Annotated in this window: 20 protein-coding genes, 1 tRNA gene, 2 pseudogenes and 2 riboswitches; of the genes and pseudogenes, 8 read left to right on the top strand and 15 right to left on the bottom strand. The window is 66.9% G+C overall.

Annotation, left to right across the window (positions count from 1 at the left end):
• The first annotated feature begins 40 nt into the window (after positions 1 to 40).
• The 4 genes from A3A5_RS0123620 to A3A5_RS0123605 all read left to right on the top strand — a co-directional run bounded on the left by A3A5_RS0123620 (position 41) and on the right by A3A5_RS0123605 (position 5839).
• Complete coding sequence (locus A3A5_RS0123620; protein WP_018312964.1) at positions 41 to 1192, top strand: branched-chain amino acid ABC transporter substrate-binding protein; 1152 nt, start codon at positions 41 to 43, stop codon at positions 1190 to 1192.
• 174 nt (positions 1193 to 1366) lie between these two features.
• On the top strand, positions 1367 to 3331 hold the full coding sequence (locus A3A5_RS0123615; protein WP_018312963.1) for a tetratricopeptide repeat protein: 1965 nt from the start codon (positions 1367 to 1369) through the stop codon (positions 3329 to 3331).
• 166 nt (positions 3332 to 3497) lie between these two features.
• A complete protein-coding gene (locus A3A5_RS0123610; RefSeq protein ID WP_018312962.1) occupies positions 3498 to 4724 on the top strand; it encodes a cation:proton antiporter in 1227 nt (408 codons plus the stop codon).
• Positions 4724 to 5839 carry a YbdK family carboxylate-amine ligase gene (locus A3A5_RS0123605; protein ID WP_018312961.1) on the top strand — a complete coding sequence of 372 codons (1116 nt, stop codon included), beginning with the start codon at positions 4724 to 4726 and terminating at the stop codon, positions 5837 to 5839. Before A3A5_RS0123610 ends, A3A5_RS0123605 begins: the two co-directional genes overlap by 1 nt.
• A gap of 24 nt (positions 5840 to 5863) precedes the next feature.
• Here the strand turns inward: A3A5_RS0123605 and A3A5_RS0123600 are convergent, their stop codons facing one another.
• The 10 genes from A3A5_RS0123600 to A3A5_RS0123555 form a co-directional block, all read right to left on the bottom strand.
• The gene (locus A3A5_RS0123600) at positions 5864 to 6367 is read right to left on the bottom strand and encodes a YMGG-like glycine zipper-containing protein (protein WP_018312960.1); all 504 of its coding nucleotides are present in this window, start codon (positions 6365 to 6367) and stop codon (positions 5864 to 5866) included.
• 138 nt (positions 6368 to 6505) lie between these two features.
• Positions 6506 to 7369, bottom strand: coding sequence for an alpha/beta hydrolase (locus A3A5_RS0123595; RefSeq protein ID WP_026201045.1), 864 nt, complete (start codon positions 7367 to 7369; stop codon positions 6506 to 6508).
• 10 nt (positions 7370 to 7379) lie between these two features.
• Positions 7380 to 7853 carry an OsmC family protein gene (locus A3A5_RS0123590; RefSeq protein WP_018312958.1) on the bottom strand — a complete coding sequence of 158 codons (474 nt, stop codon included), beginning with the start codon at positions 7851 to 7853 and terminating at the stop codon, positions 7380 to 7382.
• Between the two features lie 27 nt (positions 7854 to 7880).
• Positions 7881 to 8618 carry an MBL fold metallo-hydrolase gene (locus A3A5_RS0123585; RefSeq protein WP_018312957.1) on the bottom strand — a complete coding sequence of 246 codons (738 nt, stop codon included), beginning with the start codon at positions 8616 to 8618 and terminating at the stop codon, positions 7881 to 7883.
• A 72-nt stretch (positions 8619 to 8690) separates the two neighbouring features.
• The gene (locus A3A5_RS0123580) at positions 8691 to 10067 is read right to left on the bottom strand and encodes an L-serine ammonia-lyase (protein ID WP_018312956.1); all 1377 of its coding nucleotides are present in this window, start codon (positions 10065 to 10067) and stop codon (positions 8691 to 8693) included.
• 63 nt (positions 10068 to 10130) lie between these two features.
• Positions 10131 to 10667, bottom strand: a complete 537-nt coding sequence (locus A3A5_RS0123575; protein ID WP_018312955.1) for a DUF421 domain-containing protein — start codon at positions 10665 to 10667, stop codon at positions 10131 to 10133.
• Positions 10668 to 10757: 90 nt separating this feature from the next.
• Positions 10758 to 13670, bottom strand: a complete 2913-nt coding sequence (gene gcvP, locus A3A5_RS0123570; RefSeq protein ID WP_018312954.1) for an aminomethyl-transferring glycine dehydrogenase — start codon at positions 13668 to 13670, stop codon at positions 10758 to 10760.
• A gap of 127 nt (positions 13671 to 13797) precedes the next feature.
• The gene (gcvH, locus tag A3A5_RS0123565) at positions 13798 to 14178 is read right to left on the bottom strand and encodes a glycine cleavage system protein GcvH (RefSeq protein WP_010812169.1); all 381 of its coding nucleotides are present in this window, start codon (positions 14176 to 14178) and stop codon (positions 13798 to 13800) included.
• Positions 14179 to 14278: 100 nt separating this feature from the next.
• Positions 14279 to 15406, bottom strand: a complete 1128-nt coding sequence (gene gcvT, locus A3A5_RS0123560) for a glycine cleavage system aminomethyltransferase GcvT (RefSeq protein ID WP_018312953.1) — start codon at positions 15404 to 15406, stop codon at positions 14279 to 14281.
• A gap of 97 nt (positions 15407 to 15503) precedes the next feature.
• A riboswitch (glycine riboswitch) is annotated at positions 15504 to 15630 on the bottom strand.
• 21 nt (positions 15631 to 15651) lie between these two features.
• Positions 15652 to 15739: riboswitch (glycine riboswitch) on the bottom strand.
• A 72-nt stretch (positions 15740 to 15811) separates the two neighbouring features.
• Positions 15812 to 16039, bottom strand: coding sequence for a glycine zipper 2TM domain-containing protein (locus A3A5_RS0123555; RefSeq protein ID WP_018312952.1), 228 nt, complete (start codon positions 16037 to 16039; stop codon positions 15812 to 15814).
• 280 nt (positions 16040 to 16319) lie between these two features.
• Between A3A5_RS0123555 and A3A5_RS0123550 the strand changes: the two genes are divergently transcribed.
• Positions 16320 to 18416, top strand: a complete 2097-nt coding sequence (locus tag A3A5_RS0123550) for a UvrD-helicase domain-containing protein (RefSeq protein ID WP_018312951.1) — start codon at positions 16320 to 16322, stop codon at positions 18414 to 18416.
• A gap of 224 nt (positions 18417 to 18640) precedes the next feature.
• Here the strand turns inward: A3A5_RS0123550 and A3A5_RS0123545 are convergent, their stop codons facing one another.
• Entirely contained in the window at positions 18641 to 18826 is a 186-nt protein-coding gene (locus tag A3A5_RS0123545) for a hypothetical protein (RefSeq protein ID WP_018312950.1), read from the bottom strand.
• Positions 18827 to 18888: 62 nt separating this feature from the next.
• On the opposite strand from A3A5_RS0123545, the pseudogene A3A5_RS42135 reads away from it, so the two are divergent.
• Positions 18889 to 19132: pseudogene (locus A3A5_RS42135) on the top strand (ATP-binding protein); the annotation flags it as partial.
• 2 nt (positions 19133 to 19134) lie between these two features.
• Here the strand turns inward: A3A5_RS42135 and A3A5_RS0123540 are convergent.
• Complete coding sequence (locus A3A5_RS0123540; protein ID WP_018312949.1) at positions 19135 to 20280, bottom strand: ABC transporter substrate-binding protein; 1146 nt, start codon at positions 20278 to 20280, stop codon at positions 19135 to 19137.
• A 195-nt stretch (positions 20281 to 20475) separates the two neighbouring features.
• On the opposite strand from A3A5_RS0123540, the gene hemN reads away from it, so the two are divergent.
• Positions 20476 to 21957, top strand: coding sequence for an oxygen-independent coproporphyrinogen III oxidase (gene hemN, locus A3A5_RS0123535; RefSeq protein ID WP_026201044.1), 1482 nt, complete (start codon positions 20476 to 20478; stop codon positions 21955 to 21957).
• A gap of 73 nt (positions 21958 to 22030) precedes the next feature.
• Here the strand turns inward: hemN and A3A5_RS0123530 are convergent, their stop codons facing one another.
• Complete coding sequence (locus A3A5_RS0123530) at positions 22031 to 22924, bottom strand: cytochrome c5 family protein (RefSeq protein ID WP_018312947.1); 894 nt, start codon at positions 22922 to 22924, stop codon at positions 22031 to 22033.
• 460 nt (positions 22925 to 23384) lie between these two features.
• Here A3A5_RS0123530 and A3A5_RS0123525 point away from each other — a divergent pair.
• Positions 23385 to 23460 (top strand) — tRNA-Arg (locus A3A5_RS0123525).
• 513 nt (positions 23461 to 23973) lie between these two features.
• On the opposite strand, the pseudogene A3A5_RS45785 reads toward A3A5_RS0123525, so the two are convergent.
• Both A3A5_RS45785 and A3A5_RS45100 read right to left on the bottom strand, forming a co-directional pair.
• Positions 23974 to 25041: pseudogene (locus A3A5_RS45785) on the bottom strand (recombinase family protein); the annotation flags it as partial.
• A gap of 53 nt (positions 25042 to 25094) precedes the next feature.
• Positions 25095 to 25350 (bottom strand): hypothetical protein (locus A3A5_RS45100; protein ID WP_035813556.1); only part of this gene is annotated, 256 nt, incomplete at its 5' end.

The raw sequence follows: 25350 nt of genomic DNA, 5'->3' as shown, positions 1-25350 counted from the left end.
CGGCACCACATCGGCACCATTTGGGACCCAAGGAGATCTGATGAACTCGACATTCCACAAGACGGCAATGACCGTTGCCCTGACCCTGGCCGGCCTGACCGCCGCCTCCGCCGCGTTCGCGCAGGCGCAGGAAATCAAGCTGGGCTTTGCCGGCCCGATGACCGGTGGCCAGGCGCAGTACGGCAAGGACATGCAGAACGGCATCGTCCTCGCAATCGAGGACATGAACGCCACCAAGCCCAAGATCGGCGGCAAGGAAGTCAAGTTCGTGCTGGTCTCCGAAGACGACCAGGCTGACCCGAAGACCGGTTCGGTGGTGGCGCAGAAGCTGGTGGATAACGGCATCCAGGGCATGCTTGGCCATTTCAACTCGGGCACCACCATCCCGGCGTCGATGGTCTACAACCGCGCCGGCATTCCGCAGATCGCCATGGCGACCGCGCCGGAATACACCAAGCAAGGCTTCAAGACCACCTTCCGCATGATGACCTCCGACACCCAGCAGGGTTCGGTGATCGGCGCCTTCGTGGTGAAGAAGCTGGGCGCGAAGAACATCGCCATCGTCGATGACCGCACCGCCTACGGCCAGGGCCTGGCCGACGAGTTCGAGAAGGCCGCCAAGGCCGCCGGCGGCAAGGTCGTGCGCCGCGAGTTCACCAACGACAAGGCGGTGGACTTCAAGGCCGTGCTGACCAACATCAAGCGCAGCAACCCGGACATCATCTTCTACGGCGGCGCCGAGACCCAGTCCGCGCCGATGGCCAAGCAGGTCAAGGAGCTGGGCATGAAGGCCCCGCTGGTGTCGGGCGAAATGTCCAAGACCGACAACTTCCTGAAGCTCGCCGGCCCGGCTGCGGAAGGCACGGTGGTGTCGCTGGCCGGCCTGCCGCTGGACCAGATGCCCGGCGGCGCCAACTACGAGAAGAAATACGAGAAGCGCTTCGGCTCGAAGGTGCAGACCTACTCGCCGTACGCCTATGACGGCGCCACCGCGATGATGTCCGCCATGGTCAAGGCCGGGTCGACCGATCCGGTGCGTTACCTGCCGGTGCTGGCTGCTACCAATATGCAGGGCGTGACCACCAAGACGCTGGCGTATGACGCGCGTGGCGACCTGAAGGATGGTGGTATCACTGTCTATAAGGTGGTTGGCGGCAAGTGGACGGTGCTGGAGACGGTTGGCGGGAAGTAAGTTGCTTGCTGTTGCTGGTTATGGGAGAACGCCGCCTTTTGGGTGGCGTTTTTCCTTTGGGGCTCGGCGCTATGCGGTTGGTTGTTGTGCTTGGCGGAGCCAAACAAATCCTTATCTCCCCCATTGGCGCATAATCCCGCACTCGCACATTTTTTCAATCCATAGGAGCAGTACGTGTCCGAGCAGGAAGCCAGCTACGACCACGCCATCGGGCTAGCCAACCAGGGGCGCTTCACCGAAGCCCTGCAGATTGCCGGCCAGCTGTCGCAGGCCCGCCCCGAGGTGGTTGATTTCGTCACGCTGCGGGCGCGGCTGCACTTTGACAATGGTGATGCCAACGCCGCGCTGGCGGTGCTGGACGAGGCGCTGGCGCGGCTTGACACGCAGCCGCTGCAGCCGCCGCACCGCTGGGCCTCGCGCGGGGTGATCGCGCACCGCTACGGCGCCATGCTGATGAGCCTGGGCCGCGATGCCGAGGCGCGCCCGTGGCTGCATGAGGCCGCGCAACGCAGCGGCCTGCTGACGGGCGAATGGGCCGCGCATTTCCATGCCGGCCTGGCCGCCCTGCGCATGGGCGACATGGCCGCCGCGGCGCGTTACTGGCATGACCTGATGGTCCGCAATCCCGACCTGGGCGCCGACGACATCGCACCGCTGGTGACGGACTACATCGCCCGGGCCGAGGCCGCCGGCGTGCCGGTGGAGCCGATGATGCGCGTCTGCCTGGGCCGCGTGGCGCTGGACAACCCGCATCTGCTGGCGCTCGATCCCGCAGCCGGTGACACCGTAGCCGCCGACCAGGCCGCCCATGTGCTGGCCGAGCATCCTGACCACCCCGAGGCGCGCCGCCTGCGCGCACCGTTGCGCCACGGCGTGGGCGACGTCCAGGGGGCACTGGACGACCTGGAGGTCTACCTGCGCCAGGTGCCCGACCCGCAGAGCCAGGTACGCGAACTGGCCTGGCGCCACCAGCTGGCGCAGCGCGCCGACAGCACCCAGCCGGCCGATCGCGAGCCGTGGCTGCGCTTCACGCTGACTGACCAGTCCGACGACGGTGCCGGCTACTACCGCGCCGCCATGGCGCTGGGCGAGTTCATCGACGAGGTGCCGGCCGCCGAGGCCGCGTTGCGGCCGGTGCTGGTGCAGGCCGGCCGTGCCGGCGTGGCGCGCTTCGACCAGTACTTCGCCACCGGCCAGGGCGATGCCGCGGGGCACGGCGGCAACGCCGACCCGCACGTCTATTCGCTGCTGTGCCGGCTGCTGTCGCGCAGCCTGCCGGCCGACGCCGCGCACGTGGACGAGCGCATCGCGCTGCACCAGCAGGGCATGGCCGCCAGCGAGTTCATCGACCACTGGATCGACCTGCTCGACTGCCACGCCGACGGGGGCCAGCACCAGAAGGTGGCCGAGCTGGCCGGCGAGGTGCTCAACCGCTACCCGCTGGAGCGCAACCCGGCCGACGTGACCTGGGCCTTCAGCCGCATGATCGCGGCCTGGAAGGCCATGGGCGGCGCCGAGCCGACCGAGGCCGCGCGTGCCGCGATGATGCATATGGATGCCCGACTGGACGCGCTGCCGGTGGAAGCCCGCAGCGAGGCCGCGCACCCGATGGCGCATGCGCGCGCGCACTTTGCCGCGCTGCTGCAGGCGCAGGTGGCCGGCATGGACGAGCACGACCGCACCGATGCCCTGGCCGAGATCGAGGCCCAGCAGCGCCGCGCGCTGCTGGTGGAGGACGCCTGGCTGTACAACCGCTTCGGCCAGGTCTGGCGCGACGTGGGCGAGCCTGAGCGCGCGCTGCCGCTGTTCGAGCAGGCCGTGGCGCTGACCGAGGGCGATCCGCTGGACCAGGCTGGCCCGCGCGTGCAGCGCGGGCTGGTCCACAACGCAGCGCGGCGCCACGATGCCGCGCTGGCCGACTTTGTCGCCGCCTTCGCGGTGCGGGACGACTGGGATGCCGAGGTGTACTTGCGCGTCGTGCAGTCGGCGCTTGGCCTGGACCAGCGTGAAACCGCGCTCGGGTATTTCGAGAAGGCCCGTGCACATGGGGCCGCACAGGGCTCGACGCGCACTTTATATGCACAAGTGGAGACCGCACTGAAGGCAACCCGGCCGATGTGGAAAGTCTGGGGCGTCTGAAACGTCGCTCCGGACCCGCGAACGATCTGATTGTGTAAGGGATGTAAAAAACGCCATCTGGAGATGGCGTTTTTTACATGCAGATGACAGAAGTTGCGCGCGTGTTTTGTGCGGTGTCGGACAATCACTGACATGGATTGTGAAGTGCTTACATTACCATGTCGCCATGAATGGACTGAGCCAACTTTTTCCAAGCCTCCCGCTCGCGCCCGGCGGCCTGTTCTGGGTCGGGCTGGCGCTGGTCGGCGCCGGCCTGGCCGGTGAGCTGAGCCGGCGCTGGCTGCGCTGCCCGCGCATCGTCGGGTATGCCGCGGCGGGGCTTTGCGCCGGCATGCTGGGGCGCGGCATCGTCGACGAGAACATGATCAACCAGACCCGTATCCTGATCGATATGGCGCTGGCGCTGGCCTTGTTCGAACTCGGGCATCGCCTCTCGCTGACCTGGCTGCGCGCCAATCCCTGGCTGCTGCTGACCAGCGCCTTTGAAAGCTTGCTGACCTGGGGCCTGGTAGCGGCGGTGCTGCAGTGGATCGGGGCCTCGCCCGGCGTGGCGATCCTGGCCGGCGGCATTGCGGTCAGCACCTCGCCGACCATCGTGCTGCAGCTCAAGAACGAACTGCGCGCCGAAGGACAGGTCACCGAACGCCTGCTGGCGATGGCAGCCCTCAACAGCATCTACGCCGCGACGATCGTGCAGGTGGCCACCGGCTGGCTACACTCGGAATACGGCAACCTGGGCGCCGCGCTGCTGCACCCGTTGTATCTGCTGGTGGGCTCCTGCCTGCTGGCGTGGGTGGTGGGCAAGCTCGGCCATGCCATCTATGACCGCATGTCGGCCGACGACCACTACAGCTTCCTGGTGCTGGTGGGCCTGGTGCTGTTCACGCTGGCGCTGACCCGGGTACTAAAATTGTCGATGCCGCTGACGCTGATGCTGGCCGGCGTGGTGTTCAAGCACCAGGACAACCAGCCACATGTGTGGCCGCCGCACTTCGGCAGCGCGGGCAGCCTGCTGATCATCGTGATGGTGGTGTCACTGGGCCTGCCGCTGACGGCGCAGGACTGGGCCGTGGGTGGTGTCTACGCCATCGTGCTGGTGCTGCTGCGCCATGCCGCCAAGCTGGCCGGGGTGGTGTCGCTGGGCTCGTTCTCGGGCCTGAGCCTGCGCCAGTGCATGGCGCTGGGGCTGGCGCTGGCGCCGATGTCGGGCCTGGCCTACTTGCTGATGCACGACGTCGCGCGCCTCTACCCGGGAACCGGCCAGCCGCTGGCCGCCATCATCCTGTGCGCGCTGGCGATCGAACAACTTTTCGGGCCGGTGATCGCGGCCTGGGCGCTGCGCTACGCGGGCGAAGTCCGCGTTGACCAGCGAGCCAATGGAGGAGGGCGCTAATGTCGCTCGAACCGTTCAAGCACTCAGAGGCACTGACCTTTGGCGTGGAGCTGGAGCTGCAGCTGGTCAACCGGCATGACTATGACCTGGCGCCATTCGCGCCCGACCTGCTGCGCGCGCTCAAGGGCGCCGAACATGCCGGCGATATCAAGCCGGAGATCAGCCCGTCGATGATCGAGATCAGCACGGGGATCTGCCACAGCTACCAGCAGGCGCTGGAAGAACTGACCGTGATGCGCGACCTGATGGTGGCGGCGTCGCGCCCGCTGAACCTGGGCATTGCCGGCGGCGGCACCCACCCGTTCCAGCAATGGGCTGACCGTACCATCTCGGATTCACCGCGTTACCAGTACATCTCGGAGCTGTACGGCTACCTGGCCAAGCAGTTCACGGTGTTCGGCCAGCACGTGCACATCGGCTGCCCCAGCGCCGACGAATCGCTGTTCCTGCTGCATGCCATCGGCCGCTATGTGCCGCACTTTGTCGCGTTGGCGGCATCCTCGCCCTATGTGCAGGGCGTGGATACCGGCTTTGCCTCGGCGCGGCTGAACTCGGTCGCGGCCTTCCCGATGAGCGGGCGTGCGCCGTTCCTGCTGACGTGGGACGCCTTCACCGCGTATTTCGAGAAGATGCGCAATACCGGCGTGATCGAGAGCATGAAGGACTTCTACTGGGATATCCGGCCCAAGCCGGAGTTCGGCACCATCGAGGTCCGCGTCATGGACACGCCGCTGACGGTGCAGCGCGCCTGCGATATCGCCGCCTATATCCAGATGCTGGCGCGCTACCTGTTGCTGTCGCGCCCCTTCATGCCGCAGGAAGACGATTACCTGGTGTACACCTTCAACCGCTTCCAGGCCTGCCGTTTCGGGCTGGAGGGGGAGTACGTGCATCCCAACGAACTGACGCGCATGCCGATCGCCGACCATATCCTGTCGATCTGCGACGCGCTGGTGCCACACGCCGAGGCACTCGGCTCGCTGGAGGCGCTGGCCAATATCCGCGCGCTGGCCGAGCGCCGCGACGGCGATGCCGAGTGGCTGCGCCAGGTCGATGCCGATGCGCGCAGCCAGCGTGAAACGGTGCGCAAGGCGTGTGACCGGTGGGCTTCCTGAGCCGGCGGCGAGCTGCCCTCTGTCTTATTTGACGCTGTAGCCGCGCCCCTGCATGCAGGCGCCCCAGGCCTGGTAGTACGAGCCCATCGCCTGGCTGGTATTGGCCGCCGCCTGCTGGTTGGCCGCGTTCGCCTGGCGGCGCGACTGGCGGTGCGCTACGCCGCCTCCCACCGTACCCGCTGCAGCGCCGACCGCCGCACCCTTGCCGGCATCGCCTGCCATCGCGCCCACCACGGCACCCGTCGCGGCGCCGCCCGCCGCACCCCGCACCCGCTGGCCGCTCTGCGCCTGGGCCGGCGGCGGGGCGTTGGCGGCCTGTGCCGGATCCACGCCGGTCTGCTGCTTGGCCCAGCTGTAGCACGCGCCGTCGTCGCTGGCCTGCTGTTGCTGGCTCTGGCCCTTGGCCGGATAGGCCATCGGCTTGTTCTGCGCCATGGCGTGGGCCGGGAATAGCGCCGGCGTTAGCGCGACGGCCGCGGCCAGTACGCCGAGGCCACGGCACAGCTTGCGATCCTGGCATTGCTTCATGATGATGTTCCCCCACGGGTGGTGTCGGCTACGCGACGCTGGACGCACCGACCGGTGCGCAAGTGGCGAGCCGTTCTGTGAAAGCCAGTATTTGCGGCCCGCAGGGGTAAGTCAAATCAGCGTTTTGACGGCCTGATGTTATTTGTTTGTGGTGGGTGGCGGGGACAGCAGGAACGCGACCGCTTCCTGCCACCAGGCCGTATCGACATGCCCGGTCCAGTCGTTATGCCCGGCGCCGTCGATCACCGCCAGCCGCCGGGGTTCGCCCAGCGACGCATAGAGCGCCTGGCCGAAGCGTGCCGGTACGATGGTGTCGCGTTCGGCGACCGCGACCATCACCGGGCGGCCGAAGCCTTCCAGGTTGGCCGCGCTGTCGTAGCGGTCGCGCAGCACCCAGCCGGCCGGCAGCCAGGGATAGTGATGCGAGGCAAGATGCGCAAGCTTGTCCCACGGCGTGATCAGCAGCACGCCGGCGACGCGCTCTCGCTGGCGCGCCGCGGCCGCTGCGGCCACGCCCGCGCCCAGCGACTCGCCGATCAGCAGCAGCGGGCCGCCGAACTGGCGCCGGGCCAGCGCAATGGATTGTTCTGCGTCTGCCACGAAGCTGCGCTCACCCAGCGCGCCGGTGCGCGGGCCGTAGGCGGGGTACTCGGCCAGGATCACGCGAATGCCCAGCTTCGTCAGCGCGCTGGCGTAGTAGTCGCGATGCCCGGCGTGCCCCGCGTTGCCGTGAAAGACCATGGCGGTGGCGCGCGCCGGCCCGGCCGGCTCGGCGACCAGTCCGCGAAAGTCCTGCGGCCCCGGCCAGGCGCGCAGCCCGGGCGAGACCATGTCATCGACCGACGCCTTATCCGGGAAGTAGAGGAAGTGATCCTGCAGCATGCTGATTCCGCCAAGCAGGACTAGTCCCGCACCGAGCCAGCGCAGCACCCTGCGGCGAACCGATTGAGTTCGCGGCGACACCAGATGCGCTGGCGCCGGTGCCGGGACGATGGCAGGCATGGCAACGCGCTCAGGCGCCGGCGAACACCGGTTCGCAGCGCACCTCGGTCCTGACCGAGTTGGCGATAAAGCAGGCGTCATGCGCGGCGTGGTGCAGGGCATCGAGCGCTTCGCGCGAGGGCTCCCGCTCGCCGCCAAACGTCACCTGCGGCCGCAGCGTCACCAAGGTCATCGCCATCTGCCCGTCCGCGTTTCTTGCCATCACACCCGTGGCCGCATCGAGGTAGCGGTCGACAACGAAGCGTTGCTTCGCCGCCAGCGACAGGAACCACAGCATGTGGCAGCTGGACAGCGAGGCGATGAACATCTCCTCGGGATCGACCGCGCTCGCATCCGACATCGGCAATGGCACCACTTGGGGCGACGACGATCCCGGTACTTCCGCGCCGCCGTCAAAGCGCAGCACATGCCTGCGGCTGTAGCGGTTGCCGGCGAAATCCTGCCCGTCGCGTTGCCACAGGACCTCTGCGGTGTATGTGGACATGCAAGAACTCCTAACGTTGGGAAAACCTCAGGCGCCGTGCGGCACGCTTTCGCCGTCGCGCAGGCCCAGGCGCTGGTTGGCCGGCACGGCGACATCGATCAGCTTCGGGCGCGGCAGGTTCAGGTTGCGCATCATCTCGATGAACTCTTCGCGCGTGCGGCCGGCGACGCGGCTGTTGTGGGCGCGCTCCTGGCCGATGGTGGACGAGGTACGGCCCTTGTAGTCGTGGGCCGGGTAGACCTGCGTGTCATCGGGCAGCGCAAAGAGCTTTCTGGTCAGGCTGTCGTAGAGCGTGCCGGCGTCGCCCGACTGGAAGTCGGTGCGGCCGCAGCCGTCGATCAGCAAGGCATCACCGGTGAAGATGCGGCGCACGACGCCGTCGGGCGTGGGCTCTTCCCACAGGTAGCTCATGCTGCCGGCGGTGTGCCCCGGCGTATGGATGGCGCGCAGCACCTGCTTGCCGAAGGCGACAGTATCGCCGTCGATCAGCTGCTTCTGGGCGGGCTTGATATCGCAGCCGGACGGGGCTGCCGTGTGCGCGCCGGTCTGCAGCGCGAGGTGGCCGGCCGAGGTGATGTGGTCGGCGTGGGCGTGGGTCTCGATGACCCACGCGAGGTGCGCGCCGGTGTCTTGCAGCAGCGCCATGTCGCGTTCGAGTTGGTGGTCGACCGGGTCGATCAGCAGCGCGTCCCCCGTGGCGGCGTCGATCAGCAGGTAGGTGAAGGTGGACGAGGTTTCGTCGAACAACTGGTGGAAGGTCTGCATCGCTGTCCTCTTCTTTTGCGATCGGGGAACGCCGCCATGATACGCCGCGCCATGCCGCCGGGCAGCAGGTTGTCAGCACTCCACGATATTCACCGCCAACCCACCCCGCGCTGTCTCCTTGTATTTCGTCTTCATGTCGGCCCCGGTCTCGCGCATGGTCTTGATTACCGAATCGAGCGAGACATAGTGGGTGCCGTCGCCACGCAGCGCCATGCGTGCCGCATTGACTGCCTTGACCGAGGCCATCGCGTTGCGCTCGATGCACGGGATCTGCACCAGCCCGCCTACGGGGTCGCAGGTAAGGCCGAGATTGTGCTCCATGCCGATCTCGGCAGCGTTCTCGACCTGCGCCGGGCTGCCGCCCTGCACCGCCGCCAGCGCGCCGGCGGCCATCGAGCAGGCTACGCCGACTTCGCCCTGGCAGCCGACCTCGGCGCCGGAGATCGACGCATTGAGCTTGTACAGCAGCCCGATCGCACCCGCGGTCAGCAGGAAGTCGACCACGCCTTGCTGGTTGGCGCCCGGCACGAAGCGGTCGTAGTAGTGCAGCACCGCGGGGATGATGCCGGCCGCGCCGTTGGTAGGCGCCGTGAGCACGCGCCCGCCGGCGGCGTTTTCCTCGTTGACTGCGATGGCATACAGGTTGACCCAGTCCATCACCGAGAGCGGGTCCGACAGCGTGCGCTCGGCGCGCTCGGTCAGGCTGCGGAACAGTTCCGGCGCGCGCCGCCTGACCCTGAACGGGCCCGGCAGCTCGCCATCGGTGCGGCAGCCGCGCGCCACGCACGCCTGCATCACATCCCAGATATGCAGCAGGCCGCTGGTGACGTCTTCCTCGCTGCGCCAGGTCAGTTCGTTTTCCATCATCAGCCGCGCGATGCTCTTGCCGCTGGCGCTGGCCATCTCGAGCATGTCCTTGCCGCTGCGGAACGGGTGCGGCAATTGTTGCGCGGCGTTGAGCACCTGCCTATTGGGTGCCCCCGCAGTGACCACGAAGCCGCCGCCGACCGACAGGTAGCGTGCCTCGCGCAGCGAGGCGCCGCCGGCATCGAAGGCATGGAACTTCATGCCGTTGGGGTGCTCGGCCATGGCCTCGCGGCGGTAGAAGGCGATGTGTTCCTTCTCGACGAAGCGCACGATGTGCTTGCCCAGCAGCGACAGCTCGCGGCTGGCGCGCAGCGTGGCCAGTTGCTTGTCGATGGAATCGGGATCGATGGTGTCGGGGGCCTCGCCCATCAGGCCGAGGATCACGCCCTTGTCGGTGCCGTGGCCCTTGCCGGTCGCGCCGAGCGAGCCGTACAGCTCGACCCGCACGCTTGCCACCTGCGGCAGCAGGCCGTCGCGCTCAAGCCCCTGCGCAAACATCAGGGCCGCGCGCATCGGGCCCACGGTATGCGAGCTCGACGGGCCGATGCCCACCTTGAACAGATCGAAGACGCTGACTGCCACGGAAAGTCTCCAGAATATCGATGGCCCGCGCAGGGCTCTGGCCGTCTTATGGGGGATGAAGAATCAGACCGGCTCGTCCATGCCGGGATGGCTCCAGATCGTGGGCGCAGCGGGGGCGGGGGCTTCACCCTGCGGGTGCTCGCGCCGCTTGACCGAGACCGTGCCGTCCGTCTCCAGGATGGCGAAATGGACCTGCCGGACGCTGTCGCAGCCGGCGTGGCGCAAGGCCTTGTTCAGGTCCTCAAAGCTGATGTGCTGTTGCTGCATCACGTCCCGGTAGACCTTGCCGTCGTGGATCAGCACCTGAGGGCGTCCTTCGACCAGCAGCTCCAGCTTGCGGAAGCGCCAGGTCAGGATGCCCATCATCGCGTTGGCGCCGACCAGCGTCACCGCCAGGATCAGCCCGGCGCCGACGGAGTTGTCGCCGCCATTCATGGCGTTCTGCACTGCATTGGAAATCACCAGCAGCAGCACCAGGTCAAACGGCGTCAACTGCCCGATCTGGCGCTTGCCCGACAACCGCAACAGGATCAGCACCGCGCCATAGACGATCAGCGCGCGCAGCACGAATTCCCACCAGGGGGCGCTCAGGTTCCACATGCAGCCTCCGCTCAGAAGCGGCCCCGCATCATGCGGCGCCGTCTGGTTTGAGCATAGTGCAGCGCCCGGCTGCCCGCCCGGGCCGCTGCCTCAGTCGACCACGTAATCGCTGACCGGCACGCAGGCGCAGAACAGGTTGCGGTCGCCGTACACGTTGTCGGCACGGCCCACCGGCGGCCAGTACTTCTGCATGCGCAGCGATGCCACCGGATACGCAGCTTCCTCGCGCGTGTACTGGTGGGTCCACTCGTTGGCGGTCACCACCGCTGCCGTGTGCGGCGCGTGCTTGAGCGGGTTGTCGTCGCGGTCGAAGGTGCCGTCGGCGACGCGGCCGATCTCCTGGCGGATCGCGATCATCGCGTCGATAAAGCGGTCCAGCTCGTGCAGGGCCTCGCTCTCGGTCGGCTCGATCATCAGCGTGCCCGGCACCGGGAAGCTCATGGTCGGGGCATGGAAGCCGTAGTCCATCAGGCGCTTGGCCACGTCTTCATTGCTGATGCCGGTGTCCTTCTGCAGCGGGCGCAGGTCCAGGATGCACTCGTGCGCGACCAGGTCGTGCTGGCCCGTGTACAGCACCGGGTAGTACGGCGCCAGGCGCTTGGCCACGTAGTTGGCCGCCAGGATCGCGTTCTCGGTGGCGGCGGTCAGGCCCGCCGAGCCCATCATCGCGATATACATCCACGAGATCGGCAGGATGCTGGCCGAGCCGAACGGCGCCGCCGACACACCGCCGATGCCGCGGTCGTCGCGGCGGTAGCCGACGCTGTCCTGGTTGGGCAGGAAGTCCGCCAGGTGCGCGCCGACCGCGACCGGGCCCACGCCCGGGCCGCCGCCGCCGTGCGGGATGCAGAAAGTCTTGTGCAGGTTCAGGTGCGACACGTCGCCGCCGAACTGGCCCGGCGCGGCGGTGCCGACCATCGCGTTCATGTTGGCGCCGTCGACATACACCTGGCCGCCGTGCTGGTGCACGATCTCGCAGATCTGCTGCACGCCCTGCTCGAACACGCCGTGCGTGGACGGGTAGGTGATCATGATCGCCGCCAGGTTCTGGCTGTGCTGCCCGGCCTTCTTCGCCAGATCATGCAGGTCGACGTTGCCGTTCTCGTCGCAGGCCACCACCACCACCTTCATGCCGGCCATCTGCGCCGACGCCGGGTTGGTGCCGTGCGCCGACGACGGGATCAGGCAGATGTCGCGATGGCTCTCGCCGCGGCTGGCGTGGTAGGCGTGGATGATCAGCAGGCCCGCGTACTCGCCCTGCGAGCCGGCGTTGGGCTGCAGGCTGACCGCGGCGTAGCCGGTGGCGGCGCACAGCATGGCCTCGAGCTGATCGATCATCTCGCGGTAGCCCACGGTCTGGTCCAGCGGCGCGAACGGGTGGATCTGGCTGAACTCGGGCCAGGTCACCGGGATCATCTCGCTGGTGGCGTTCAGCTTCATCGTGCACGAGCCCAGCGGGATCATGGTGCGGTCCAGCGCCAGGTCCTTGTCGGCCAGCATGCGCAGGTAGCGCAGCATTTCGTGCTCGGCGTGGTGCGTGTTGAAGACCGGGTGGGTCAGGTATTCGCTGGCGCGTGCCAGCGCCGCCGGGAAGGCGTCCTGCGCGGCGGCCTCGAGCTTGTCGAAGTCCAGTTCGGCGGGCAGCGGCTTGCCTTGCGTGAAGACTTCCCACAGCGCGACCACGTCGGCGCGGCTGGCGGTCTCGTCCAGCGAGATGCCGACGCGCGTGGCGCTGATATGGCGCAGGTTGATGCCGCGCGCGGTGGCGGCAGCGTGGATGGCATCGGTGTTGAAGCCGGTCTCCAGCGTCAGCGTGTCGAAGAAGCTGGCGTTGGTGCGCGCGAAGCCCAGCGCCTGCAGGCCGGCGGCCAGCGTCGCGGTCAGGCGGTGCACGCGCTGCGCGATGCGCTTCAGGCCCTGAGGGCCGTGGTAGACGGCATACATCGACGCCATCACCGCCAGCAGCACCTGCGCGGTACAGATGTTCGAGGTGGCCTTCTCGCGGCGGATATGCTGCTCGCGCGTCTGCAGGGCCAGGCGATAGGCCTTGTTGCCCTGCGCATCGATGGTCACGCCCACCAGGCGGCCCGGCATCGAGCGCTTGAATGCGTCCTTCACCGCCATATAGCCGGCGTGCGGGCCGCCGAAGCCCAGCGGCACGCCGAAGCGCTGCGAATTGCCCACGGCCACGTCGGCACCCCATTCGCCGGGTGCGGCAATCAGGGTCAGCGCCAGCAGGTCGGCGGCAGCCACCACCAGGCCGCCGGCGGCGTGCACGGCGGCGGCGATGGCGCGGTAGTCGTTGACGTCGCCGTTCACGCCCGGGTACTGCAGCAGCACGCCGAAGGCGTTGGCCGCGGCGGCATCGGCGGCGGGGCCGACCTTGACCTCGATGCCCATCGGCAGCGCGCGCGTGCGTACCACTTCCAGCGTCTGCGGCAGCACGTCGTCGGCCACATAGAAGGTGTTCGAGTCGTGCTTGTTCACGCGCTGCAGCAGCGTCATGGCTTCGGCCGCGGCAGTGCCTTCATCCAGCATCGACGCATTGGCGATATCCAGCCCGGTCAGGTCGGTGACCATCTGCTGGAAGTTCAGCATCGCTTCCAGGCGGCCCTGCGAGATTTCCGGCTGGTAAGGCGTGTAGGCGGTGTACCAGGCCGGGTTCTCGAAGATATTGCGCAGGATGACGCCGGGCGTGACGGTGTTGTAGTAGCCCTGGCCGATAAAGCTCTTCAGCACGCGGTTCTTGCCTGCCAGGCCGCGCAGCTTTGCCAGCGCGGCTTCCTCGCTCAGCGGCTCGGTGAACTCGCCCATCGGCATGCCGTCACGGCGGCGGATGGCGGCGGGGATGACGGCGTCGATCAGCGCGGCGCGGCTGTCATAGCCCAGCACCTTCAGCATGTGCTGCTGTTCGGGGGTATCGGGGCCGATATGGCGGGCGGCGAAGGCGTCGCGCGCCTCCAGTTCGGCCAGCGTGGGCCGGTTCACTTGGGCGGCGTTCATGGGAAGCGGGGCGTTCCTTGGCAAGAACCTCGTGGGGTGCGCGCCGGCCGGTGGTCAGCCGGGACGGCGCGCGTCTGTCTGCAGTGGCCGGTCCGCCGCCAAGCGGCAGGGACCGGCGCCGCCGGCGTCAGGCGCCGACGCTGGCCTTGTAGGCGTCGGCCGACATCAGGCCGTTGACGTCGTCGCCGTTGGCCGGCTTGAGCTTGAACAGCCACGCGTCGAAGGCGTCGGCGTTGACGCTCTCCGGGGCGGCCGTGGCGGCCTCGTTGACCGCGATCACTTCGCCGGCCACCGGGGCGTAGATGTCGGAAGCGGCCTTCACCGATTCCACTACCGCCAGCGCGTCGCCGGCACCGACCGACTTGCCCACTTCGGGCAGTTCCAGGAAGACGATGTCGCCCAGCGCATCCTGCGCGTGGTCGGTGATGCCGATGGTGAGCGTGCCGTCGGCTTCGACGCGTACCCACTCATGCGACTCGGTGTATTTGAGGTCAGCGGGGAAATTCATGAAGGTTCTCCGGATACAGATCTGTTTCTTGTTGGGTGATGCCTGCCCGGCGCAAGTAGCGAAAAGCGCCGGCAGGCGAGGGCGACCGTTGGTATGAGCCTCAGCTCACGAGTGCCTTGCCATTACGCACAAACGGCAGTTTAACCACAGTCGCGTTGAGTTTGCGGTCGCGGATCTCCACCTGCACGGTATCGCCCACGGCGACACCCTTCGGCAGGCGGGCAAAGGCGATGGACTGGGACAGCGACGGGCTGAAGGTGCCGCTGGTGATTTCACCGTCACCGGCCGCGGTGATCACCTTCTGGTGGGCGCGCAGGACGCCGCCCTTGTCGCGCAGGATCAGGCCGAGGAATTGCTGGCGCGAACCGGCCGCGGCCAGCGCCGCCTTGCCGGTGAAGTCGCGCTCGCTTTGCAGGTCCACCGTCCAGGCCAGGCCCGCATCCAGCGGCGAGGTGTTGATATCCATGTCCTGGCCGTACAGGTTCATGCCGGCTTCCAGGCGCAGGGTGTCGCGCGCGCCCAGGCCCGCCGGGCGCACGCCGGCGGCATGCAGCTTTTCCCAGACAGCGGCAACGTTCTCGGCCGGCACCACCAGTTCGAAGCCGTCTTCGCCGGTGTAGCCGGTGCGGGCCACCATGATCTCGCCGATGGCCGGGTCCTGGACCACGGCGGCGTTGAAGGGCTTGAGCGTGTCCGAAGGCTGGGTCGAGGGGAAGGTACTCCACACCCTGGCGCGGGCGTTGGGCCCCTGCACGGCGACGATGGCCAGAGGCTGCACGCCAGCAGGCGCAACATCTTCACGGCGCGGCGTGATGGTCACATCACTGCCGGTGGCGGCATTGCGCGCGCGGATCCATTCGATGTCGCCCAGCGCGGTGCTGGCATTGACCACCAGGCGGAAGCGGTCCTCGGCAAAAAAGTAGACGATCAGGTCGTCGATCACGCCGCCTTTCTCATCGAGCATGCAGGCGTAGAGCGCCTTGCCCGGGGTCTGCAGCTTGTCGACATTGTTGGCCAGCAGGCCGCGCAGGAAGCTGCGGGTATTGGCGCCGGTGAGGTCGACCACGCACATGTGCGACACGTCGAACATGCCGGCGTCGGTGCGCACAGCATTGTGTTCTTCGATCTGGGAGCCGTAATTGACCGGCATGTCCCAGCCGCCGAAATCAACCATGCGGGCGCCGAGGGCGCGGTGGATGGCGTTGAGGGGCGTGGCCTGGAGCGTCATGGAATCCTCGGGGCAGTCTCGGTTGGCGAAAACAAAAAAGGGCCATCCGCCGCAACGCTCGCCGCGCCTGAATGTGGCGTAGCAATCCGCTGCGGCGGATGACCCCTCTGTCCTCGATACCTGAGAGATTACAAGGCGGATCCTGATCGGACCCCGTCCTCGTGCGCCCCTTCGGTGGGCACGCTCGCCACGAATGGCGGGTGCCGCTCTCCAGAGTGCGGCATGCATCGTGTGCATATTGCATGCCGATCCGATCGGTCCGTGGTGCCTGAGAGTTTTCGGGTGATACCCCTTCGGCGGCGCAGGCGATGCGCGCTCTCCCGGTCGGATGCGCGCAATGTACGGGAGGCCCCGGCCTTTGTCAAACCAGCCAGGAGGAGCCTGCCGTACCTGCGGCGGCCTGGCTTACTTCTTCTTGTCGTCAGTGACAACGTTACCGATCACGCCGCCCACGGCCGCGCCACCCAGCGTACCCAGCGCACTGCCTTCGGTGAGGATGGCGCCGCCCACGGCACCCGCGCCTGCGCCAATGGCGGTGTTACGTTGCTTCGGGGTCATGTCCGAGCAACCGGCAAAGGCCGCGACGGTCACACCGATCAGGGTCACCTTGGTCAAAGTCTGCAGGGTTTTCATTATTGGCTCCGATGTGATGATTTAAGCATGTCAAGCCCGCCGCGCAGGCCGGGGACATATCAGTTAGAGCGTTGGCTTGCGCGATTGGCTCCGGCCTTTACGAAGTGTTACGCCGGTGACACAACCGGCCCCGTCAACGCGGTTTGCGCTGACTGACCTGCCGCGGCCAGCGTGTTAACATCGCCAGCTTTGCCGCCGCGCCCGTTTTGGGGTGCTGGCGTGTCCCGCCTGGCCTTCCGCTGTTCCTGCTGATTTCGCTGCCTCCAACCGCATCCCTCGCATGACCCATGGCCTGAACCCCGCCCAATCCGAAGCCGTCCGCTACCTGGACGGCCCTTGCCTGGTGCTGGCCGGGGCGGGCTCCGGCAAGACCCGGGTGATCACGCAGAAGATTGCGCATCTGATCGAGGACAAGGGTTTCGAGCCGCGCCATATCGCCGCCGTCACCTTTACCAACAAGGCCGCCAAGGAGATGCAGGAGCGCATCGGCAAGCTGATGGAGGGCAAGACAACGCGCGAGGGCAAGCGCATCCCGCTCAAGCAGCTGACGGTCTGTACCTTCCACTCGCTCGGGGTGCAGATCCTGCGCATGGAGGCCGAACACGTCGGCCTGAAGCCGCAGTTTTCGATCATGGATTCGGACGACTGCTTCGGCCTGATCCAGGAGCAGCTGGGCACCACCGACAAGAAGCTGATCCGCGGCGTGCAGGGCACGATCTCGCTGTGGAAGAACGGCATGGTCGATCCGGAGGCAGCGATCGCGCAGGCCGCCAATGCCGACGAGCACCAGGCCGCGCTGGTCTACCGCAACTACGTGGCCACGCTGCACGCCTACCAGGCGGTGGATTTCGACGACCTGATCCGCCTGCCCGCCGAGCTGTTCGCGCGCAATGAAACCGTGCAACTCAAGTGGCAGAACCGCCTGCGCTACTTCCTGGTCGACGAATACCAGGACACCAACGCCTGCCAGTACCAGTTGCTCAAGCTGCTGGCGGGCGGCTCGCACCTGCGCGCGCCGGCCTTTACCGCGGTCGGCGACGACGACCAGGCCATCTATGGCTGGCGCGGCGCCACGCTGGACAACCTGCGCGGGCTGCAGACCGATTTCCCGGACCTGAAGGTGATCAAGCTGGAGCAGAACTACCGCTCCACGGTGCGCATCCTGGAAGCGGCCAACGCGGTCATCGCCAACAACCCCAAGCTGTTCGACAAGAAACTGTGGAGCGAGCACGGCATGGGCGACCCCATCGCCATCCACCCGATGAACGACGAGGAGCACGAGGCCGAGTCGGTGGTGTTCCGCCTGTCCGCGCACAAGTTCGAGCGCCGCGCGCAGTTCCGCGACTACGCCATCCTGTATCGCGGCAACCACCAGGCGCGGCTGTTTGAGCAGATCCTGCGGCGCGAACGGATTCCCTATGTGCTGTCGGGCGGCCAGAGCTTCTTTGACAAGGCCGAGATCAAGGACATCTGCGCCTACCTGCGCCTGATTGCCAACCCCGACGACGATCCCGCCTTTATCCGCGCCATCACCACGCCGCGCCGCGGCGTGGGCAACACCACGCTGGAAGCACTGGGCACCTTTGCTGGCCAGGCCAAGGTGTCGCTGTTCGAGGCCGCGATGATGGGCGGCATCGAAGGCAAGCTGCAGCCGCGCCAGCTGGAGCCGTTGCGCGTGTTCTGCGAATCGATGGTGCGGCTGGCCGACCGTGCGGCCAGGGATCCGGCCACCGTGGTGCTGGACGACCTGATGCAAGGCATCCACTACGAGGCCTACCTGTATGACAGCTTCGACGAACGGCAGGCGCAGTCGCGCTGGACCAATACGCTGGAATTCCTGGACTGGCTCAAGCGCAAGGGCACCAAGCCCGAAGGCGCCGAGGGCGAGGAAGCCACCGGCTTCGACAATGCCGACGGCTTCGGCAGCGAAGGCAAGAACCTGCTCGAGCTGACCCAGACCGTGGCGCTGATGAGCATGCTGGAAGGCCGCGAGGAAGATCCCGACGCGGTGCGGCTGTCCACACTGCATGCGTCCAAGGGGCTGGAGTATCCGCACGTGTTCCTGGTCGGCGTGGAAGAAGGCATCTTGCCGCACTGCCGCGAAGACGAGGACATGAGCGACGAAAAGATCGAGGAAGAGCGGCGGCTGATGTATGTCGGCATCACCCGCGCCCAGCGCAGCCTGCATGTCAGCTGGTGCAAGAAGCGCAAGCGCGCGCGCGAGACCTACTCGTGCCAGCCTTCGCGCTTTATCGGCGAGATGAAGCTGGAGGAAGCGCCTGCGCCGGTGGATGAAACCCCGGCGATGAGCCCCAAGGACCGGCTCGGCGCGCTCAAGGCGCTGCTGGGAACCGGCGCCAAGACAGCCCCGGGCTGAACCGGCGCTACAGTCCCGATACAAAGGCCTACCAGGCTGACAAGACGCCGGATGCGGACGTGCCTAGTATGGCGGCTGTGCTGCTCGCGCCGTTTGCGCGGGTGGCGCCGCGGCAGGCCCGCCCTGTCTGCCTGCTGCGCCGGACGTCTCGTTCGGAACTTCCCTGTTATTCGGCCCCCGGCGCGTGAAGCGTGCGAGGGCGTTTTTTTGCGGCGGCTGCGAACCTACCGCTGCGGTCCGCCCGGCGGCGGCATCAGCGCGCCCGCGGGCGGCAGGCCCAGCCAGCGCGCGGCTTCGGGCGAGGCGCGCAGGCGCCGCCGTTGTGCTGCGTCGAGGCTGTCGTCCAGCGCCAGCCAGCGTTCGCGCAGCGCGCGGCGGTCCTGCTCCAGTGCATCGCGCAGCCGGTCCATGGCCTGCGCGCGCGGCCGCAGCGGCGCGTCGGGGGTTTCGTCGGCAGTCTCGCGCAGCAGGCGCGCGTGCCGTGCTGACCGACTGCCCGCAGCGCGCGCTGATCGACATCTGCGACAACGGCCCCGGCATCCCGCCCGACGAGCTGCCGCGCGTACTTGAGCCGTTCTACCGCGTCGAGTCCTCGCGCAGCCGCGCCACCGGCGGGGGTCGGCATGGGGTTGTCGATCGCGGCCGACATCGCCGCGCGCCATGGCGGCGAGCTGACCCTGAGCAACCGCCCCGAAGGCGGCCTGCGCGCGCGCCTGTCCTACCGCGCGGCTGACACCGCCAGCGTGACGTATTGCGAGCCGCGCTGCCCGTGCGTGAAGTCGAGCGGAAAGTCGCCCACGTCCACGCGCCCCTGCAGCGCCCGCCGCATCTCGGCCGCGCCGCTGCCGCGCAGGCCGGCCAGCGCGCGCGCCAGCCACGCCGCGCCGATATAGCCGGCCAGCGTGGCCGGCGACGGCGGCTCATCCAGGTATTGCTTCATGCGCGCCACGTGTTCCTTTACCACCCGCAGCGTGGCCTGTTGCGGCCCGGGCGCGATCTGGGTCAGCACCATGCCCCCGTTGTAGCCAGCACCGAGGATCTCGCGCGCGGCGGTGGCGCTGACCGACGACAGCCCGACCAGGAAACCGTACCAGCCCTGCACCGCCAGCGCGCGGCCCAGGCCGGCGTAGGCAAGGGTATCGCCCGCCACGATCACCGCGCCCGGGCGGGTGGCGGCGATGCGCCGGGCAGCGGCATCGGGGTTGGCATCGAGCGGCACCGCGCGCGTCCCGGTCTGCGCCTCCAGCCGGGCCAGCGACGGGGCCGCGAAGTCCGGCGCCAGGGCCAGCGCGATGCTGGTCAGGCCATAGCTGCGCAGCTGGCGTACCGCCGCGTCCAGTTCGGCCTGGTAGTCGGCGCGGGTGAACCAGACGTTGTCGGCTGCCAGCCCAAGACCCGACAGCGGCGCCACGATCTGCACGCCGCGCCGGCTCAGCTCGGCCGATGCGGCCAGCGCCGGCAACAGCCGGTCGCCCGGGCCGAACAGCAGCTCGGCGCGGTCGGTATCGGCCAGCGACACCGCCTGCGCCAGCGCGCGGCGCGGGTCGGGATCGGCGTCGCGGACGACGTGCGCGATGCGCACCGGGCCGCTGCCGGCGTTGACGGCGTCGAACATGACCTTGGCCCCGGCCAGGTAGTCGCGCGCAAGGTCGGCTTGCGCGCCGCCGCGGTCGAGCAGGTGGCCGACCACGACCGTGCGGCGCGCCGCTGCCTGCGTCGTCTGCGGCAGCGCTGGCCAGGCGGGCAGGGCCAGCGCCGCGCCGGCGGCGGCAAGCAGGCGGCGCCGTTGCCGGGCTGGTGCTGCCAGGTGGCTGCGCAGCGGTGGGTACGGCGGGTACGTCGGAGTCTGGTCGGGAGTTGGCATTGCAGGGGCAGGTGAGGCGCGGGCCGGCGGTGGCGCGCAGCGTATCCGCCACACATGACACCAATGTGACGCCCGCCGCCCCTCGGCGCCGCGCGTCGCCGGCAGGTCCAATGCCCGCGCTTGACGGTGGTCAACGCGCCAGCGGCGGGGCAGTCCTACGATGGGCCGTCGCCCACCCATACCCCCGCGCCCCCAATGAACCCGTCCGCCATGACTTCCCCTGCGCCCGACCGCCGCGCGCTGTCCGACTTCCGCGCGCTGGCCGGCCGCATCGACGGCAACGGCCCGCGCTATACCTCGTACCCGACGGCCGACCGCTTCCGCAACGGCCCCGACCTGTCGCTGTACCACGACGCACTGGCCGCCTGCCGGGCCGACGCGCCGGCACCGCTGTCGCTGTACCTGCATATCCCGTTCTGCGAGAACATCTGCTACTACTGCGGCTGCAACAAGATCATCACGCGCGACCATGGCCGCAGCGCCCGCTACGTCAGCTACCTGGGCCGCGAGATGGCGCTGGTGGCAGGCCGGCTCGGGCCGCGCCGCCAGGTGCTGCAGTCGCACTGGGGCGGGGGCACGCCGACCTTCCTCGACCCCGGCGAGATGCGCCGCGTGATGGCGCTGCTGCATGAGCATTTCGAGCTCGCGGCCGAGGGCGAGCATTCGATCGAGATCGATCCGCGCCGCGTCGACCACGCCCGCATGGCGCTGCTGGCCGAACTGGGCTTCAACCGCGTCAGCCTGGGCGTGCAGGATTTCGATCCCGAGGTCCAGCAGGCCATCCATCGCATCCAGCCCTTCGAAGAGACCCGCGCCGTGGTGGATGCCGCGCGCGCGCTGGGTTTCCGCTCGGTCAGCCTGGACCTGATCTACGGCCTGCCGCACCAGACCGCGGCACGCTTTGGCCGCACCATCGAGCAGGTGCTGGCGCTGCGTCCCGACCGGGTCTCGGTCTATAGCTACGCGCACCTGCCGCACGTGTTCAAGCCGCAACGCCGCATCGACGAAAACGCCCTGCCGCCCGCCGGCGAGAAGCTCGACATCCTGGTTTCCACCATCGAGCGGCTGACCGCCGAGGGCTATGTCTATATCGGCATGGACCATTTCGCGCTGCCCGACGATGACCTCGCCGTGGCCCAGCGCGAAGGGCGGCTGCAGCGCAACTTCCAGGGCTACTCCACGCATGCCGGCTACGACCAGGTCGGGCTCGGCATTTCCGCGATTGGCGCGATCGCGGGGCGCTATGTGCAGAATGCGCGCACGCTGGACGAGTACTACGGCGCGCTCGACCACGGCCGCCTGCCGCTGGCGCGCGGCGTGGCGATGAACGCCGACGACCATCTGCGGCGCGAGATCATCGGCGACCTGATGTGCAATGGGGTGCTCGAAATCCTGGCGCTGGAAGCGCGCCACGGCATCCGCTTCAGCACGGCCTTTGCGCCGGAGCTGGCCGACCTCGCCGCACTGGGCTCGGACGGGCTGGTGCAATGCGCGCCGGAACGCATTACCGTGACGCCGCTGGGCCGGCTGCTGGTGCGGCGCGTGGCGATGGTGTTCGACCGCTACCTGCGCGAGGATGCCGTGCGGCCGGATCCTGCCGCCCAGGCCGCTGCCGCCAACGATGGCGCGCAGCCGGTACGCTTTGTGCCGCGGGCGCGGTATTCGCGGGTGGTGTAGCGGCCGCGCAGGCGCTACGGACGAAAAAAAGCCCGCGCAATGTGCGCGGGCTTTTCGTTTGGTGCGGGCGGACTTACTTGGCGGCGTTGGCCATATAGTCCGAGGCGGCGATCACGTCTGCGTCCGGGCCGGCGTAGCCACCCTTGGGCGGCATCACGCCCTTGCCCTTGAGCGCAAAGTTGTGGACCGCGTCCATGCCTTCCTTCAGGCGCGGCGCCCAGGCGGCCTTGTCGCCGAACTTGGGCGCACCTGCCACGCCGGCGGCGTGGCAGGCGGCGCAGACCTGCTCGTAGACCTTCTTGCCCACGTCGGCCGAAGCAGCGGCCGGCGCAGCAGCGGGTGCGGCGGCAGCAGCTGCCGGGGCCGCAGCAGCCGGAGCTGCCGGTGCCGGCGCGGCAGCGGCCGGTGCGGCGGCGGCTTCAGGGGCCGCGGCGGTCGCCGGCGCGGCGGCAGGCGGGGCAGCCGGCTCCGGGAACTTGGCGCCGCCGGCGTCGGCCATGTAGACCACGGCACGGGCCAGTTCGTAGTCGGCGTAGTCGTCCGGCGTGGTGCCGGCGCGCGCGGCCATCGCGCCCTTGCCGTTCATCACCGACTTCAGCAGGCCGTCAAAGCCCTGTCCGATGCGCGCGCCCCAGTCGCCGGCGTTGGCGTACTTGGGTGCACCCGCGGCGCCGGTGGCGTGGCACGCGGCGCAGATTTCCTTATAGACCTGCTCGCCCGTCTTGAAGACGCGCGGCGCGTTGGGATCCTTGATTTCGAGCGAGGCGACCGGCTTGATGCGGTCGTTGACGGCTTCCGCCGTGGTGGCAGCTCCGGCGCTTTCAGTCGAGCCGTGTCCGACAAAGTTGACCAGCAGAATGATCACGATGATCGGCACCAGGAAAGCCGCGACCACGACTGCGATCAGCTGCTTCGGGGTTTTGATGGGAGACTCGTGTTCGTCGTGTTCGTTGTGGACGTCGCTCATACAGAACTCTCAGTTTTGCAGGAAACCTTCTGGCCGCTTACGCTCGGCTTGCTTATTCTGGCCCGGCCTGGTCATTCGCTGACCGCGGTCCGGCCCCATCCGGGCCGCCCGTGCTGCCTGCGGCCCTTGCCTGACTTGGGTCTGTCGCTATTTGCGCGCTGCGGACTGTCTCCCGGACCGGGCCTGATTGTCGCCGACAACAAGCCGCTCGGCCTTGACCCCGGTCGACTCATTGCACCGGCGGTGTGGCGGGCACGATTTGACGCAAATAGCTGGCGATTATAGCGCCAAAGGCCCCCCGCCAGTGCCAAAAAGCGGCGGTTGCGAGACGTTCCCTGAAGCCCATGGCGCGCCCGCATGGACGGCGCGGGGCAAAAGCGGTATCCTATGCGACTTTCCTGCGGCGGCACTCGCCCGCCGCAACCGCTGTACCCACAAACCGGTTGCAAAACCGTCCTGTGCGCCCGTAGCTCAATGGATAGAGTACTGCCCTCCGAAGGCAGGGGTTGCTGGTTCGATCCCAGCCGGGCGCGCCAATCTGATACGTCGCTGGGCACCTCGCCGGGCTTCCCCTTGAAGTGCGAAATGGCTGACGCCAATTGGGCTCGGTTGCCACGAATACGGCATTTCCTGGCATCAACTCGAATGTCTGTCACTAGCGTCCGAAGGAACTGCCGCGCAAGTGGGGTCGTCGGATCTTGGAATGCAGCCTTTGCGGCTGCGACAAATTTTTCAATCTGGCTTGGACCGAATTTCAGAAGAGGCAGGTGCAGCCTCGCTTTCAGCGCGCGCAGTTCCTCCTCGACGCCTTCGAGCTGCTTTTGTTTTGCTCGGATGAAGTCCTGGCATGTGGAATCGAGAGCAAGGCGGCCCTCATATACCCCGCTGTAAAACTGGCCTAAGGCCGCTCGCAACGTGCCCGCTCGCGTCTGCAGAGTTTGGACGCGTTTCGGGTCTGGCTTTTTAACCTCTTTCCAGATCTGCGCTAGCTCTTCGCAAATGAGTATTATGCGCTCGGGATTAAGTACGTGATTAACAACAGCCTGGAGAACTAGCTTGTCCATTTCTTCCTTAGGGAGATTGGGGCTGGCACACGCATTCGGACTGACCTTCACCTTTGTTTGGCATTTGTAGTATTTGTATTTCCCGGATTTGCCGGTAGTAACAGCAAAGCGCTTCTTGCAGATATTGCACACGAGCAAACCTGTCAATAACGTGGGAACCTGGGCGGCGCGATCCTCCGTGTTGGGAGGCCTTCTGCTTTCCAGTTTCTTTTGAACTTCATCAAAGATGCTTTTATTTAGAATTGGGGGAACGTTTGTAGTAACCCACTCCGACTGCGGATGCATGCCCCCTTTTTGGGTGTCTCGCTGAAATGTAACTAGTCTTCCGATATAAGCAGTATTTTTGAGGATCTTTTCCACGTGCCCCATTGTCCAGGTTACGCCCCGGTGCAAAAGCCCACGTTCGTTCAGGTCTTCCGTGATCCGTTTCAGGCCCATCACCAATCCATTTTTCCCAGACAGGGATAGTGCGAAAATCTCGCGAACTACCTCCGCTTCACTTTCGTTGACGATGAGTATCTTCTTTACACCGCTGCGCGAGGGGATGTTCGTCGCCTGAGTTTGATATCCGAACGGTGGTAGAGATCCGTTGAAGTAGCCTGCCTTAGCGTTTGCAATCATGCATTCCGCGACGCGCTGCCCACTTACGCGGCTAGAGATTTCATCGAACACGCCAGTAAAGTTTCGCACCATAAACGCGCCCAAGTCGTCGTCGGGACGTTGTTGGCCAAGCGTTACGACGCGAACGCCATGGCTTTCTAACTCTCGCTCTAAAATCTCCCGCTCTGCATTTCGGCGATAAAATCTGCTTTGCATAAGAACAACAATGAGCTCAAATTGCTTCTCGTCGGATAGCGCGGTATTAATCATTCGTTCAAATTCAGGTCTCGTCTTTGCGAAAGAATATGCAGAACCTTGATCTTGAAAAATCTCTACGACTGTATGGCCGTGCTCCTTGCACCATTTTTTGCAGGCAGCTAACTGGTCACCGATCGACATGCCTTCTTCCGCCTGCCGGTCCGTCGAAACGCGGACATATACTGCGGCTTTCATTTGAGTCTCCGTTATGAGATTTCCGTAGTTGTGCTCTGGCGCAAGGCGGCGAGTCACAATTCATCCACTTCCTCAGTCGATTCAGTCGATTCGACACTTGACGGCTGTTTGACATCGTCACCGCACTTTTCGAGTGCACGCGAGTATTGAGTTAATAGAGCGATGAATATCTCCCGCTCACCGGGAAGGAGACGACTCTCCATATATGCCTTGACTAGGCGCACCGTGACGCGGGCCCCTTTGATCGACAAGACGATCGTTTGTCGCCTGGACATGCTGCTGTTCGACCAACTGCACCCGTGAAATTGT

It is taken from the genome of Cupriavidus sp. UYPR2.512, assembly GCF_000379565.1.
GTDB lineage: Bacteria > Pseudomonadota > Gammaproteobacteria > Burkholderiales > Burkholderiaceae > Cupriavidus.
The sequence above is the reverse complement of the archived record's forward strand: the minus strand, read 5'-3'. Positions and strand labels throughout refer to the sequence as shown.